The 16,229-nt window shown below is 52.4% G+C and carries 10 protein-coding genes; 5 read left to right on the top strand and 5 right to left on the bottom strand.

Annotation, left to right across the window (positions count from 1 at the left end):
- The 4 genes from F8N49_RS16070 to F8N49_RS16055 form a co-directional block, all read right to left on the bottom strand.
- Positions 1 to 411 (bottom strand): hypothetical protein (locus tag F8N49_RS16070; protein ID WP_151551903.1); only part of this gene is annotated, 411 nt, incomplete at its 3' end.
- A gap of 13 nt (positions 412 to 424) precedes the next feature.
- Positions 425 to 1,345, bottom strand: coding sequence for a hypothetical protein (locus F8N49_RS16065; RefSeq protein ID WP_151551902.1), 921 nt, complete (start codon positions 1,343 to 1,345; stop codon positions 425 to 427).
- A 230-nt stretch (positions 1,346 to 1,575) separates the two neighbouring features.
- Complete coding sequence (locus F8N49_RS16060) at positions 1,576 to 1,929, bottom strand: DUF2513 domain-containing protein (protein ID WP_256675456.1); 354 nt, start codon at positions 1,927 to 1,929, stop codon at positions 1,576 to 1,578.
- Positions 1,930 to 3,127: 1,198 nt separating this feature from the next.
- Entirely contained in the window at positions 3,128 to 4,777 is a 1,650-nt protein-coding gene (locus F8N49_RS16055; protein WP_151551901.1) for a hypothetical protein, read from the bottom strand.
- A 1,066-nt stretch (positions 4,778 to 5,843) separates the two neighbouring features.
- On the opposite strand from F8N49_RS16055, the gene F8N49_RS16050 reads away from it, so the two are divergent.
- Together F8N49_RS16050 and F8N49_RS16045 are read left to right on the top strand one after the other, a co-directional pair.
- On the top strand, positions 5,844 to 6,707 hold the full coding sequence (locus F8N49_RS16050) for an integrase domain-containing protein (RefSeq protein WP_151551900.1): 864 nt from the start codon (positions 5,844 to 5,846) through the stop codon (positions 6,705 to 6,707).
- Positions 6,708 to 7,054: 347 nt separating this feature from the next.
- Positions 7,055 to 7,372 carry a hypothetical protein gene (locus F8N49_RS16045; protein WP_151551899.1) on the top strand — a complete coding sequence of 106 codons (318 nt, stop codon included), beginning with the start codon at positions 7,055 to 7,057 and terminating at the stop codon, positions 7,370 to 7,372.
- 173 nt (positions 7,373 to 7,545) lie between these two features.
- On the opposite strand, the gene F8N49_RS16040 is transcribed toward F8N49_RS16045, so the two are convergent.
- A complete protein-coding gene (locus F8N49_RS16040; protein WP_151551898.1) occupies positions 7,546 to 9,306 on the bottom strand; it encodes a hypothetical protein in 1,761 nt (586 codons plus the stop codon).
- A 456-nt stretch (positions 9,307 to 9,762) separates the two neighbouring features.
- On the opposite strand from F8N49_RS16040, the gene hsdR reads away from it, so the two are divergent.
- The 3 genes from hsdR to F8N49_RS16025 all read left to right on the top strand — a co-directional run bounded on the left by hsdR (position 9,763) and on the right by F8N49_RS16025 (position 16,011).
- On the top strand, positions 9,763 to 12,129 hold the full coding sequence (gene hsdR / locus F8N49_RS16035; protein ID WP_151551897.1) for an EcoAI/FtnUII family type I restriction enzme subunit R: 2,367 nt from the start codon (positions 9,763 to 9,765) through the stop codon (positions 12,127 to 12,129).
- An 88-nt stretch (positions 12,130 to 12,217) separates the two neighbouring features.
- Positions 12,218 to 13,687 (top strand): class I SAM-dependent DNA methyltransferase, encoded by a 1,470-nt coding sequence (locus tag F8N49_RS16030; protein ID WP_151551896.1) that lies wholly within the window; start codon positions 12,218 to 12,220, stop codon positions 13,685 to 13,687.
- Entirely contained in the window at positions 13,684 to 16,011 is a 2,328-nt protein-coding gene (locus tag F8N49_RS16025) for a restriction endonuclease subunit S (protein WP_151551895.1), read from the top strand. The genes F8N49_RS16030 and F8N49_RS16025 overlap by 4 nt, the downstream gene beginning before the upstream one ends.
- Positions 16,012 to 16,229 lie beyond the last annotated feature (218 nt).

The following is a 16,229-nucleotide window of genomic DNA, read 5'->3' as shown; positions in this document are numbered from 1 at the left end:
TTCTTGAGAATTCTTTATGGTTTCTTTATCTCTGTCAAAGTCACGAGCACCTGCTGATCTGAATGAGATAGATAAATCGGACGTGGATCGCAAAGCATTGGGCTTGAACACAATCTGAATAGGTCCGTACGGATTAGGCTGTGAGTTCGACGTTTCTTTTGTGAACTCTCGACCGAAATCTGAAAAATTCCCGAAAACTTTATCCCATACATCATTTTCTTTATCAATTCTATCAGTATCGAATACCGTAAAATCCAATTTGCTATTCAGAAGTTTGTTTCTGGAAGGAATTCCTCCTAGTCGGATGTAGGATCTGAAGTCCTTAAGTTGGCAAGCATGGTATAAAAGAGCATTTCGATGCTCTAATGATTTTACAATTTTTTCAATTTCTGCTTTGTCTTTTATTGACATGGCTTGCTCCCTGCTAGATGAGATTACCTTGGGTTTTTAGAGTTGATTGATACTGGTTTGAGGAGTGTTCTAATTCATTCTTTAATGCGGCCTCTTGAGAGGCTAGTAATTCATGTAAAAAAATTGAGCTGTCACGCCAGATAATTTCGGCTTTGCCGCGACCTACGCCTTCTGTTTCTAATCGCCATGACTTTTCCCTTTCCCACCATGGAGAAGGTTGAAGGTTTGCGCATTTCGCACTTTCAAGATAAAACTGAATCCATCCGAGAGTAGTTTTATCAAGATTAAATTTTTCTGCGCATTTTTCTAATGCTCTTTTTCCTATGGTTGTATGCTTGTCTATAGCCACCCAAAGCGGGAAGCTAGCAGGGGGCGAATAATTGAACACTGTTACTACTGGCACATCATCCGTTACAAATAAGTAGGCACTTGCAATGGCAAATGCTTTATCCCATGGCCATCCCGCCAGCTTGAATCCGGACTCAGCTTTTTCTAAGAACCCTAGTCCCTCTTGGTCTGATTTTAACTGCTTTACCCAACGCCAGAAATCATCAGGGCGTCTAACTGCCTCGGCGATAATTTTAACGTGCTTATTTGTGGGTTCATTTTTTACTAGTACTGATCCGGCTCCCTTAGATAACTCGTACCCTAGACTTCCTAAGCCTGCAGCATTTTTATTCTTCGAGGAACTTGCGAGCTCCTTATATTGCTTTATGCGCAGCTGCTCATTTGTTGTAAATTGAAGTTTTGCTGCGAACGCCCAAGCTTCTTCAAATGCTATAACGCCTAATCTGTTTTTCAGCCATGCTGTCTCTCCCTTTTGGATCAGGTGAATTGTTGCGCTCTCTGCTACATCCACGGCCCCCCGCCGAATAGCTTTTTGCAGTAGTGATCTACAGATTTGGTCGCCCGTATACGTAATGGCTTTTTTCATGTTCTGTCAAAAAACATAGATTCGGAAGGTGGAACGGACCCTTTATGATTTAAGCCTGTTGCATAACTATCAGTTGTGTCGAATGTCATGAGGTTCGCCTATCTTTAAAATCTCTAGCCTACTGTCGAGTTTTGCCAGTTTTAACGATTGATTTTGGCGTGTTCGATAATAATGACTCTCGCCTATGGGTCCGCTCGCAGGCTTAGCTAAATAGCGTCGGGATCGCGCTATCACCAAGTTCGTAGAAAGGGGCTATTCATGGAAGATCGATCCTTAAGCGATCCTTGAGCACTTGCTTGCCGTATGCTTTGCCTATTTCCAGCATCACCGCCAGGCTTACTCCACCGGCTTTCTCCGCGCCGGCTTTGGTCAGACGCCAATCGTTTTGGTCGCCAATCGAAGTCACTCATTGAGCAAAGATCTTGCGCCACAATCAATCCCGCTTCATGCAGCAGCATCACGTGATAGGAAGCCTCATCCTTGCTGTGGCTTTCGATAGCGAGGTTAATCCACGAGTCAGGCGTTTTGTCGCTGGCTTCTATGGCCAGCAGAATTTCGCGAACCAAGTCTTTGTCGAGTTTCATCGAAGGTGTCCGTTCCTATGGTGATAAAGGACATTATCACATTAATTATTGGGACATTTGACCTGTAGGGACAGAGCTCTGCGCGCAGCTGAAAACCTGCTCAAAGGAACGGTCAGCTCAATCTACGGTACGCCCGAGGAGATGCTGGGACGCCGGGATGACGAATACTCGCGCATCCAGATTGTGGTTATGGAACAGTAGCCCAAGCGTACTGCCTGAGCTAAGCTGAGGTGACAAGTAGTTAAAACTGATGCTGGTCTCAGTTTTTGCTGAGTGCCCAAATGAGTGCCTTTTTTATAGTTGAAGCTAAGAGTTCTTACCGTTTTTAATGGACTAGGGTCGAGGGGTCCGATTCCTGTCTCGTTCCCCTCCCGGATTGTCTTCAGGCCAGTGAAGACGCCAGCGTTATTCACCATGATGCCTAAACGGCCAAAGTTTCCTACTGCTTGGTTACAAAAACTCGGACATCTGCTGTCAAACCCGCGTCCGCACGAGCGAAGTTGGCCTAGCCACCTCGCTTGATTGTCAATGCTTTCGTGCGGAGATCGATTTCTTCGTCGTAGCCACTAGGTTTTGCATCCAGGCGTGAGAGTCATAGCAAACCGATCCCGCCCATCTGCCGCAAGCGCTAAGGATATCGATCTGCCAATATCAGAGCTTGACCCTAGCTGGGCGCACCTATTTAGCTCCTTTTGGCCGATAGCTGCCTCACTTGGATGACCGCTTTTGGTCGATACGGGCTGACGCCTGCATACTATTACTTTGGCCATTTTGCGTAGCGATCTGAGTTATTCTGGACCCACCACGCGGAGTTCAGCCAAAGACGATTTCGATCACGCGTAGCCGGCCACCAAGCTCGAAAAGGTTGTAATCCGCCTTCCAGAATTGTTCGCAGGGACACCTGGGCGAGGCGGGGCTGCCCCCCAAAAGCGTGTCACGGATCCTGCACGAGGCATTTCGACGGGGGGGGTAGACAGTAAAGGTTACAGCGCACTCCGGCGCGCCCGGCTTTGCGACCTGGCGTAGCCGCTACCAGTGGAGCGGCAAATCGCTGATGGACTATGTCGGCTGGCGCGACGAACAGTCGGCGAGGCTTTATATCGAGCGATTGGGCGCGTTGAGCGGACCTGTTTGGCGGAGGGACAGAAGGGCTCGGTTGTCCAGCAACGCGGGATTCACCGCGTCGCTGGACACTTGGTTAGAGGTTACTGCGTTGATAGCGGATCGAGTGGAAGGTTAACGCCTCGTCACCATCAAACAGCGACTCCTCTAGAGGATTAACCACTCCGTTGGAGGTCGGATCGAACATTGATCCACTGGCCTGCAACGTTGGTGCTGCCTTTAGCTGTTCGGACAGCCCTTGGACGCGCAGGACCTGCCCTTCGCGGATGGCTTTCTTCAGCAACTTTAGCGGTTGGCGCTCCACCAGTTTGAGCAAGGCCGGTTCAATATCGCAGTACAGCATCTGCTTGTCCCCATCGTTTTGGATCACGCGCCGGCTGATCAGGTGGGTACTGTGAAAGACTGTCTGTTCGATACAGTTCATCGACAGGCTCAGATCAACGCAGGCGTGGTCCGCCGGCAGGTCAATGCGCATGGCGTAGTGCGCACCGAACATTGCGTGCTCGTAGCGAATGAAATCCCCTTTGTGCACCCGCTCCAGCACTTCCATGGCAAGGCTTGGATTGTCAGTCTGCAGGGTCAGGAGCGTTTCATTGGGCTCGGGCTTGATCTCCACTCGCAGTTGGCGCTCCAGAGTTGAGCGACAGGCGGGGCTGATGAATAACAGGTCACCCCAACCCTGCAGGGGCGCGCTGATCCAGCCTGCGGCCGCCGCGCCATCCAGCAATCCATTGCATAACGCCTGGTGATAGTCTGCGTAATCCCAATACTGGTGTTGTGTTGGTTTAGACACGATCAGCATCTCGATCTGCAGCAACTGGCCACCGAGCACAATGACTTGAGAGCAGTTATTGTCTTCGTCCGGGAACTGGATGTACTGGCGGCGCAACGGCGGGTGTATCACCGGTTCGGCGCAGGGCACGCCGAACACCAAGTACGCGTGCCCTTGGTAGAGGAACGGAATAAACTCCTCTCCCTCGTCATTGTAGCGGCGCTCCTGCGGCCACTCTTTCAGGCACTGTGCGAACCATCGGGCATGCATTTGCATCCGCGCAGATTCGGGAATCAGCGGTTCCACGAAGTCTGGCAGGTCGTCCCAGTCGTCTCCACGTTGATATTCGAACAAATAGTCTCGGCTTGCCTGATACCAAGGAGCGACCTCCCACATGATTTTCAGGTCGTCACCAAAGGGCTCAGCAGTCACTGGCTCGACAGTGATCTCTGCATCAAAGGTAAATAACCGCGGCCAGAAAATCCGAGTTCCCAACAGCAGCAGATCCTTCCCGTTAACACAGACTCGACTTTGAATCACCGCCAGTGGGTCAGGCCCCATGTCGGTGGGTAGCCACTCACTTGGCGTGATGGCCTGCAAAACGTCCTGCAGTGTCACTGGGTTGCCCGGTACCGCGAATACTTTCCGCAGCGCTTCACAGAGCTCTGGCAAATTGCGGTTAGTGATGATCAGTTGGCTGACCGAGGCCGCCAACGTGCATAGATGCTTGGCCAGATATGCTGTTGCATCCAGGGACTGGGGCAGTTCGGCCAGTTGCAGCGAACCTTGAAGAGGGGGCTCCTGTTCGAGTCGGGTACACAAATCCGCCCAATCGGCACAGCCATAGGGGCCGCGCGCTAAAACGTATTTGGCAGTTGTCAGGTCGATATCGAACAAATCGCGCAGTTGCTTAGCCTGCACTTTGATAGTTTCGCGGCGTGTAGTCGGTACCATAAGTTCTCCGTTGCTCCCAAGGAGCGACATCGGAGACGCCCACCCGCCATCCCCGATGCCCGGAAGAGGCTCAGGTCAAGAGATTGCTGTAATGATCATGGTTCGATGCGGTTAGCTGCGGCCGGTGAGGCCTCAAGGGGTGGGCAGCCCGTCGACCATGTAGCGACGTGTGGCAAACCTAGCGCAAAGTGATTTGCGACGCAAGCTATTGGAATCACGCGAAAAAATTCGCCCGTTCAAAACCGACTTTCAGGTTCAGTCTCGGAGGATAATCGCCACGGGCCTGTCTGACGGGGACTTACGCCTGCGCGCCAACACTGGCGGACACGGAGGCTTTACGGTGCCCTGCTCCTTCTTCCTCACAGCTCCCTGCGCAGGCGTGGCTTGGGAACCATGCCGCCCCTGCGCAGGGAGCCGACAAGGCCGAAGGCCGCGTCAGTCCCTAAGGCAATGATATGTATGCCCCTACCCGAAAACGCGCATGAACCGGGCCGTCACTGCAAACCGCAGTGACGGCCCCGCCGACGCCTCAACATAACGGGCAAATCCTGAATCCTAAAACGTGCGGCATACATGATGATGCCCCCATACACTGGCCCAGCAAAAACCTAAGACGACAGGTTCGAGAGTCGTCGTCCCAAAAGCGCAAGACTCCTGTAAGCGCTGATCCAGCAGGATGGAGTTAGCCAGGTATGAAAGGTTCCAGAAGTATACCGACCCATACCCATCGGACGGAGCCGCCTTTGTCTGTAGACCTATTCCCTAATATGCCGCTACTACGCTGTCCCAAATAGCGGACCTGTGCGCAACGCCGACTGCTTCCACTTAACAATCCCATCCATTTCCTTGGAGTACTCATCCACGTTAAAAACCAACTCATCCCGCTCCATCTCCGTCCGACCTTCCAGCAGGAAGAAAGACGGACGTCTCAGCCGAGACACCGGTGTTTCCTGAACACCACGCCCCTGCCCTTCGGGGATCTCGCATAACGAGTTGGCACCAACACTTACCAATGATTTTCAGGAAAGGACAACAGCGCAAAACAAAGCTAGTGAGTGGATGGGATATGGACGATTTGACCTACACCCTGCGGCAACTTTGCCGGCGCAATCGCGATGGCAGTCACAACACTCAAGCCGATCGTATCCGCTCATTGGGACTGATCGCTCGCCAACTGCGTGAGGTTGGCTTCCGTCAGATGAAAGCCCCGTCGCTCAAAGGCAAACACGTACTGGCACTGCTGGATCGCTGGCAAGGCGAAGGCCTGTCACCCGGCACCATCAAAAATCGGCTTGCACACCTTCGATGGTGGGCTGAAAAAATCGGCAAGGCTGGCATTCTCCCCGCGGACAACACGCAACTGGGTGTGGCCGAACGGCGCTTCGTCACTAACGTCAGCAAAGCTCAGGAACTGGGAACAGACCTTGGCAAGATCACCGATGTCCATGTACGCATGAGTCTCCAGCTTCAGTCCGTTTTTGGACTACGCCGTGAGGAAGCGATCAAATTTCAGCCCAAGTATGCGGATCAAGGAGATCACATTCTCCTCAAGGGCTCATGGACGAAGGGCGGGCGTGATCGCTCTGTTCCGATCACTACTTCGCAACAGCGCGAGGTGCTGAACGCGGCACACCAGTTAGCGGGAGCCAGCTCATTAATCCCGGCTCACAAAACGTATATTCAGCAGAGAAACACCTACGATGGTCAGTGCAAGGCAGCAGGCCTGAGCCACATGCATGGGCTACGTCATCATTATGCACAAAGCCGTTACGTAGCGTTGACAGGATGGAAGGCACCGGCGGCTGGGGGGATCACGTCCAAGGAATTGACCCCAATGCAGCGTTCTCAAGACCGTACCGCTCGACAAATTATCAGCCGTGAACTCGGGCATGAGAGAACACAAATTACCGCTACGTACCTCGGCCGATAATTCGGGCCGCTCGACGTCGATCCTCAACGACCCGAATCTGACAGTGGTGTTGAGCACAGGCAGGGATAAGCCTCACACAACATTAAGAAACAGTCGAAAACCGATTACCGGATTGACAGCCGAAGTCCTCAGGGGCACTTTTGCTATGCATCTAGCTGATTAGTTCAGCACCCAAGCCGCCAGGATCTTCAAGACGGCGCTGCGGTTCTCCGCAGGATCCACCAAATGACCGCATAGCTTCCGGCAGCGCGGACAGTCGACTTGAATGTCGATGGAAGCATGACTTTCCCACCCACGACGGGTCTTTCCCGTCGTGGGGAAGGCCTTTTTTGTTTTAGGAGGCCTTAATGAAAATGGAACTGGCGATGTATCAGGCATTGCGCGCAATCGACGTACCTGAGCTCAAAGCCGAAGCTGTTATCCAAGCATTGGAATCTGACATGCTCACACTACTCGCGACGAAAAGTGATCTCACCAACCTAGAGCAGCGACTGACTGCTGAACTGTCTAAAGCCGATCATCGGCTGACTTCCGAGATATCTAAAATTGATCATCGGTTGACTGCAGAGATCGCTAAATCTGACCTCAAATTGTCCATTCGTATGGCTTCCATGCTCGCGGTGACGATCGGCATCTTGATCGGGGCGATGAAAGTTTTCGTATAGTTTTCGTAGCGATTACTGAAACCAACAAAATCACCTGTCCTTCGACAGGTGATTTTGTTGCGGCTTTGGCTAAATACAATACGGCGAGTTCACAGCTCTTTTGATCCGCAAGCGATAAGGGAATTATAGAAGCCAGTGATCTAACGCTCGTATCTACGTGATGCTTTATAAAGTTACTCTTGACAATAAACGATTGGATGTATTCCCGCTTCTTTAGCGGCATGCACGAACGACGACAAGATCCAATAAAGCTGAGTTATGTTACCTGCCACACTCTTTCCTTTTTGGATTTTCTTGAACTCCTTCTCAATGATTTTCTTCGATATGAATGAGCAGCAAATTATACACCTTCGATTGAATCGATAGTCCTGCCTAATCTTGAAAAGATAATCCTCGAATTTGCCAGGAATACTTTTTCTCGTGCGATCCAAAAGACCACCACTGTATTTCTTTTGAAGCTTTTCCTTGTACTTCTTTAGAAACAGCTTCGGATCAACGTCCATATTACCGATATTTTTGATGGCTTGACCAACGACATCATGGAGATTGCTGGCCGACTTGCTAGGCTTCCCATGTTTGGAGTGTATGAAAGACACCGAAAAATCAGTTTGATTAAATGTGATGTGATCTGCCCACTCATTGCCTAAATCATCGCAAAAAACGTAATCGTCAGCACCATGAGCTATTTCAACGATATCAAATACCGAGGTGGAATCAAACTTAGTTATCTTCTTTGTAATTACACCTTTCTCAGAGGTCGCCGCGACTAGCGTAGGTAGGACTTTTAAAGTCCGTAGCATTGAAGGGATTTCGTTGATCCCCGCACCATCTTCAAAGCACTGACCCATAAAATACATGTACCTTGGGTCGGTGAATGTGATAGTTGCCAAACTCTGCTTCTTGATATAGGCCTGGAGCGTGACCCGTTTGCCGTTCTGTTCAAAGTGAATATTTCGGAGTGCCCGGCTATTTACGGCAATCGAGTGAAGATTCTTTTTGAGCGTGGCTGCCCTAAAACTACCTAGGAGTTCGAATTCGGGACCGGGACCAATTTCGTAAACCTGTTCCATTTCCGCAATCAACGACCTGATCTGCTTAGATGTCATCTCAATAACACGACCATGTTTGGTTGTGTAAAAAATAGGGATACCTTGATCTATTACGTTTTCAACAAAAAACGAATACTCCAGCAAAATCGCGTTTGGCGCACTCGATTTCCAGACTAAATCAAGCTCGATAAATTTTGCGAAATTATTGAGGAAATCTTTTTCAGCTGAAGGATGATGAATATCGTGCAGTTGTGCCTTAGCCCATTCCACGGCGTGATGTATCGATTTTCGCTCGGATGCCTCGACCACTCGTCCGCTCTGCGCGGAAATAGTTTTAGTACGCCCTTTCAATTTAAGTTTGAAAAAGTAAGGTATTGACCTCCCCGCAGCATGTACAGACATAAGCCCCTTCAGATCTGAAGCTTCAAAGGCCCGACCACGCATTGCTCGATCGGAGACAGTCATATTACGGGTCGCCATCTTTTGATACTGCGCATCGACGTCGCTAAAAGCCGAGGTCAGCTCACCACTCCGAATTAGCGTCGCATGCTTGTCCATGCTTTCCGTTATGCTGGCACACGACTTTTTAAATATAGCGATACAGCCATCTATGGCAATGATCAAAATGAACGCATAGATCGTATCTTTGAGTGGCTGCTGCCAAAAATGTACATCACGGTCGGTCTTGAAGACACGAAGGCTATAGGAAAACTCACTACCGTCTGGAAGCGCGTCATCTTGGTCCAGGATGTCCGCAATAAATACACTACCAATAGTCATATTGGAGCTGGCAGCTTCGAGGATTACCGTAAGCATAGCCTTAGTAAAAGGTGCCGTAGGGCGGTAGAATTGGGCATTCTGTGTAAGCAGGAGATCTTGCGACATCGAGCACCCTTCCGTGGAAATTCTAATAGAGAGTAGCATAGTGCCACTTATAACTTGGAGTCTACGGTACGCAGCCCTCAGCTTCACGTCGAAAGATTGACTCCGCCGCCAAAAACCGCCACTAAATTGAGAATAGGCCATCCCGCTGGATACACCTCGCGCCTGACAGGAAAGTACAGGGCCCAAATTTCTTAAGGTTCCTTTGCCGATTGCCTAATGGCGTTGCTTCCAAGTCACCTTCACCCTGCCGTAGCGCACGATCCAAGATAAAAGCACTGTAGGGACAAAGTGAAACGATAGTCTTGCTATGGCCTCGGCTAGTCTTGCCTGAAGCTCTCTCACCAAAATCTGATCTTCCCCCGTGCCACCATCAAACAAGGTACATTTACGCCCATCGAGCACGATCAGCAGTGCCGGAATGGAGCGACCAGGCCGGCTTGAAAGGGAATTGGGGTTATGGACAAAAAGTCGCTTTCCGAGCGGGACATATGCAGCAAATACATCGCCCCAGCCGTTCAACAAGCTGGATGGGACATGCACAAGCAGGTGCGCGAGGAAGTCAGCTTTACCAAAGGCCGCATTATTGTCCGGGGTAAACTTCACAGCCGTGGAGAAGCACGCCGCGCAGACTTCATCCTCTACCACCAGGCCAATCTGCCTATCGCTGTAATCGAGGCGAAGGACAACAAGCACTCCGTTGGCTCCGGCATGCAGCAAGCCCTGGGCTATGCAGAGGCGCTGGACGTACCGTTCGCGTTCTCCAGCAATGGCGATGGTTTTCTGTTTCATGACCGCAGTGGCACAGGCAGCCAGGTAGAAACCGAACTCAACCTTGATCAATTCCCTAGCCCTGCCGAACTCTGGCACCGCTACTGCCAGTGGAAGGGGCTGGATACGACAGCCCAGCACAAGATCGAAGCGCCCTACTACGACGACGGCTCCGGGCGCATGCCTCGCTATTATCAGATGAATGCCATCAACCGCACCGTCGAGGCTGTGGCGCGCGGCCAAGACCGTATTCTGCTGGTGATGGCCACGGGCACCGGCAAGACTTACACCGCCTTCCAAATCATCTGGCGGCTGTGGAAATCGAAACAGAAGAAACGCATCCTGTTTCTGGCCGACCGTAACATCCTGGTCGACCAGACCAAGAACAACGACTTCAAGCCCTTCGGCCAGGCGATGACCAAAATCGCCAAACGCCAGATCGATACCTCCTACGAGATCTACCTGTCGCTCTATCAGGCCGTCACCGGCACTGATGAAGAGATGAACATTTACAAGCAGTTCTCCCGCGACTTCTTCGACCTGATCGTGATCGACGAATGTCACCGTGGCAGCGCCTCCGAGGATTCCGCCTGGCGTGAAATCCTCGACTACTTCTCCAGCGCCACCCATGTCGGCCTTACGGCCACACCGAAGGAGACCAAAGAGGTATCGAGCATCACTTACTTTGGTGAGCCAATTTACAGCTACACACTGAAGCAAGGCATCGAGGACGGCTTCCTCGCTCCCTATAAAGTGGTGCGCATCGACTTCGACAAGGATCTGCAAGGGTGGCGTCCGCCCAAGGGCATGCTCGACAAAAACGGCGAACTGATCGAAGACCGAATCTACAACCTCAAGGACATGGATCGCACCCTAGTCATTGAGGCACGCACCCAACTGGTGGCGCAAAAAGTTACCGAGCTCCTCAAAGCCACCGATCCGTTTCAGAAAACCATCATCTTCTGCGACGACATCAACCATGCCGAGCGCATGCGCCAGGCCCTGGTTAACCTCAACCCTGAGCGCGTGGCCGAGAATCGCAAATACATCATGCGTATCACCGGTGATGACCAGGAAGGCAAGGCCGAGCTGGACAACTTCATCAACCCGGAAGAGCGCTACCCGGTCATTGCCACCACCAGCAAACTAATGACCACCGGCGTCGACGCTCAGACCTGCAAGCTGATCGTGCTCGACCAGCACATCAAATCAATGACCGAGTTCAAGCAAATTATTGGTCGTGGCACTCGGATTAACGAGGACTACGGCAAGTACTGGTTCACCATCATGGACTTCAAAAAAGCTACCGAGCTATTTGCCGACCCGGCCTTCGATGGTGATCCAGTAGTGATCTTCGCCCCCGACGTTAATGACTCGCCCGTGCCACCAGACGATCCGCAGGGAGATGAAGACGGCATCATCGCCGGCGGCGATAACAACGGTGATGGACTGGAGTTTACCGGCGAGGAAGATGGCAAAAAACGCATTAAGTACGTGATCGATACCGTCCCGATTTACGTCGTTGCCGAGCGCGTGCAGTACTACGGTCCGGATGGACGACTCATCACCGAATCGCTCCACGACTACACCCGCACTTGTGTAAAAAAGCAGTTCACCTCGCTGGATGACTTCCTCCGGCGCTGGAGTGATGCCGAGCAAAAGAAAGTCATCATCGAAGAAATGGCCGTCCAGGGTGTGATGTGGGAAGCCTTGGCTGAAGAAGTGGAAAAGAAGCAGGGTAAACCGCTCGATCCGTTCGATCTGATCTGCCATATCGCCTTCGATCAGCCCGCCCTGTCACGCCGCGAGCGAGCCGAGCAGGTGAAAAAGCGCAACTACTTTGCCAAGTATTCCGGCGCCGCCCGCCAGGTGTTGGAGGCGTTGCTTGATAAATATGCCGATACCGGTATCGAGCATATTGAGGACATCAAAATCCTTCAGCTTGACCCTTTCAGCCAGTTCGGTGCGCCCATGGAGTTGGTCAAAGCCTTCGGCGGCAAGGCTGGTTACAACCAGGCCATCCACGAACTGGAAGACGAACTTTACGCCAGTTGACAGCCAACTACCGACGACCTGCCAAAGCAGCTGCCCACACTATCCTGTAGAATTTCGCCCCCCATGCGGTATGCGTTGAGAGAATTTCATGTCCATTAGCTCCACCATCAAGTCCATCCAGGACATCATGCGCAAAGACGTTGGCGTAGACGGCGACGCCCAGCGTATCGGCCAGTTGGTTTGGCTGCTGTTCCTGAAAATCTTCGATGACCGCGAGCTGGAATGGGAGCTGATGGACGATAACTACCGCTCGCCCATTCCCGACAGTTGCCGCTGGCGTACCTGGGCCGCCGATCCGGAAGGCATGACCGGCGAGGCGCTCAAGGACTTTATCGACAACAACCTATTCCCCCAGTTGCAGAACCTGAATGAGTACAGCAACACGCCTTCGGCCTATGTGGTGCGCAGCGTATTTGAGGACGCTTACAACTACATGAAATCCGGCCAACTGCTGCGCCAGGTGATCAACAAGATTCAGGAAGGCGTGGATTTCAACAAGGCCCAGGAACGCCACGAGTTCGGCAACCTCTATGAGCAACTGCTGCGAGACCTACAGAACGCGGGTAATGCTGGCGAGTTCTACACCCCGCGCCCAGTCACCGAGTTTATGGTGCGTATGGTCGATCCGAAGTTGGACGAAAAGGTCATGGACCCGGCCTGCGGCACGGGCGGATTTCTGACCTGTGCCATTGAGCATAAGCGCAGCCGCTATGTAGAAACCACCGAAGACGAACGCACCCTGCAGGCCAGCATCTTCGGCGTGGAGAAAAAGCCGTTGCCGCACCTGCTGGCCACCACCAATATGATTCTGCACGGCATCGAAGTGCCGAATCAGATTCGCCACGATAACACCCTGAGCAAACCGCTGATCAGTTGGGGGCCGAGCGAGCGCATGCACTGCATCGTCGCCAACCCACCATTCGGCGGCATGGAAGAAGACGGCATCGAAACCAACTTCCCAGCGGCCTTCCGCACTCGTGAGACGGCAGACCTGTTTTTAGTGTTGATCATGCAGTTGCTGAAAGACGGTGGCCGCGCCGCCGTGGTGCTACCCGATGGCTTTCTGTTTGGCGAAGGCATCAAAAGCCGCATCAAGGAAAAACTGCTGACCGAGTGCAACCTGCACACCATCGTTCGCCTGCCCAACGGCGTGTTCAACCCCTACACCAGCATCAAGACTAACCTGCTGTTCTTCACCAAGGGCACACCGACCAAACAGGTGTGGTTCTACGAGCACCAGTATCCGGCCGGTGTGAAGAATTACTCCAAGACCCGCCCCATGCGCATCGAAGAGTTCTCAGTGGAAGAAGCCTGGTGGGGCAGTGAGGTCGATGGCTTTGCCGCACGGGTGGAGAACGAATTTGCCTGGCAGGTCAGCGTCGAAGAGCTGCAAGCGCGAAACTGGAACCTGGACTGCAAAAACCCGCATATCGGCGAACAAATCAGCCACGACCCGGACGAACTGCTGCGCAACTACGCCACGCTGCAAGGCGAGATCAGCGACCTGCGCGACCAACTTAAGGCCGTGCTGGCTGAAGCCCTGGAGCGCGAGGTATGACGACGCTGCTTACAGATAACTTGCCACTGCTGGCTGGCGCGCCGAGCGGTATCAAAAAGCTGCGTGAACTGATTCTGGAACTGGCAGTGCGGGGCAAGTTGGTGCCGCAAGATCCAAGTGATGAACCGGCCAGTGAGTTGCTCAAGCGCATTGCCGAGGAAAAGGTGCGGTTGGTGGCTGAGGGCAAGATCAAGGAGCAGAAGGCGCCGTCTGAAAGAGGTGCCGAAGATCCAGCATTTGAGCTGCCAGCGGGCTGGGCGCGGGCTCGACTTGCTGATGTTGTGAATATCCTTAATGGTAGGGCCTACAAGAAAGAAGAGCTGCTAGACGCAGGTACGCCCGTCCTGCGAGTTGGGAACCTATTTACATCCAATCATTGGTATTACTCGACTCTCACCCTTGAAGAGGATAAGTACTGCAATCCGGGAGACTTATTGTTTGCTTGGTCTGCATCCTTCGGACCATTCATTTGGGATGGTGAGCGCTCAATCTACCACTACCACATCTGGAAGCTCGATTTTTACGCCAAAGGTCAGCTAAGCAAGCATTACCTCTACAACTGGTTGCTGGAGAAAACGCAGGAGATCAAGGCTGCTGGTCATGGCGTATCTATGCTTCACATGACCAAAGATAAAATGGAAAAGCTGGTAGTGCCAGTGCCCCCGCTCGCCGAACAAGACCGCATCGTCGCCAAAGTCGATGAGCTAATGGCCCTGTGCGACCGCCTGGAGGCCCAGCAGACCGACGCCGAAAGCGCCCACGCCCACCTGGTGAAAACGCTGCTCGACAGCCTGCCCCAAGCCAGCGACGCCACCGATTTCGCCACCAACTGGCAGCGCCTGGCAGAACACTTCCACACCTTGTTCACCACTGAACCCAGCATCGACCTCCTCAAACAAACCCTGCTGCAACTTGCCGTGATGGGCAAATTGGTGCCGCAAGATCCCAACGATGAGTCGGCGAGTGAGTTTGTAAAACGTATCCAAGCCGAAAAACAAAGCTATCTAGCCAAATCGAAGGCTCGTAAACAAAAGGATCTGGCTGCCGATTTGCAACCGGAACCGCCTTTTGACGTCCCTGCCGGCTGGGAATGGCAAACCATTGATGATGTTTTACATGTGACCGGCGGGGTCACACTTGGACGAAAACTTGGCGGCCGCAAACTGTTATCCAAACCCTACGTCCGCGTGGCGAATGTCCAACGTGGACGCTTGGAGATGGAGCGGATTAAGGAAGTCGAAATTCCAGAAGACGAAGTCGAAAAGTACCTACTTCGGAACGGTGACCTGCTGATTACAGAAGGTGGTGATTGGGACAAAGTCGGGCGTACGGCAATTTGGCGTGATGAGTTGCCTGAATGCCTTCACCAAAACCATGTTTTCCGGGCACGTGCAGTGGTAACAGATTGGGAGCCACGCTGGGCAGAGATGTATCTGAATTCTGCCTCAGCAAGAGAGTATTTCGCTGGTTCGTCAAAGCAGACTACAAACCTTGCTTCCATCAATATGACTCAACTTCGAGCATGCGCTTTCCCGCTACCGCCGCTCGGAGAACAACAGCGCATCGTCGCCAAAGTCGATCAACTAATGGCCCTCTGCGACCAACTCAAAACCCGCCTAACCCAGGCCCGTCAGTTGAACGCACAGTTGACCAGCACACTGGTCGAACGCTCCCTCGCCGAAGATAGCCAGCAGGGGCCCATAGCCACGGATCGGCAAGTAGCCCGCACCCTCCTCGCCGCAGAGGTCACCCATCGACTGCATAGTCAACGCACCTTCGGCCAACGCAAGCTGCAGAAGGTGATCTACTTGGCCGAACACGTAGCGAGGCTCAACGCTATCCAAGGTGACTACCTGCGCGACGCAGCCGGCCCCCACGATCGCCAGTTGATGACTAAGGTCGAAGTCGAGCTGAAAAACCATCAATGGTATGAGCGCATCGAGCGCGAGACTGTTGGCCATGCTTACCGCCCGCTTTCCCATGCAGGACAGCATCGGCTGGCGTATAGCAGCGCCTGGTCGGCCGCTGAACGTACCACCATTGAGCAGGTCATCGAGTTAATGCGGGACTGGGATACGGATCGTTGCGAAATGACAGTGACGCTCTATGCCGCATGGAACGACTTTATTCTCGAGGGCCGCCCGGTTTCCGATGAAGCCATCGTGAACGAAGTCATGCATAGCTGGAACGACACCAAACTGCGCTTTGGCACAACCGAATGGTTGGCGGTACTCGCAGAGATGAAGAAGCACAAATTCCTGATGCCCACCGGCTTTGGCAAACGCACCATAGGAGGCATGCTCAGCTTGCCCGGTTTCGAGTAAACAGAGATTGCTTTTAGCCGTCCTCGGAAAGATACGGATACGAAGCATATTGCTCAATCCAGCTCCTCGCGGTATTCCAGTTGGTATTCCAAAGAATTTTACAAACTCACATTAGTCAATTAAATCAAATATCTAAGAAACCAATTCAGATTACCCCGGCCCACCAAATAAACATCTAAAGACGTCCAAGGGCGTCTTTTTTTGTGCCTGGGATTTGG

Source organism: Pseudomonas sp. GXM4 (assembly GCF_008923895.1).
GTDB lineage: Bacteria > Pseudomonadota > Gammaproteobacteria > Pseudomonadales > Pseudomonadaceae > Aquipseudomonas > Aquipseudomonas atacamensis.
This window is presented reverse-complemented; position numbering and strand designations above follow the sequence as displayed.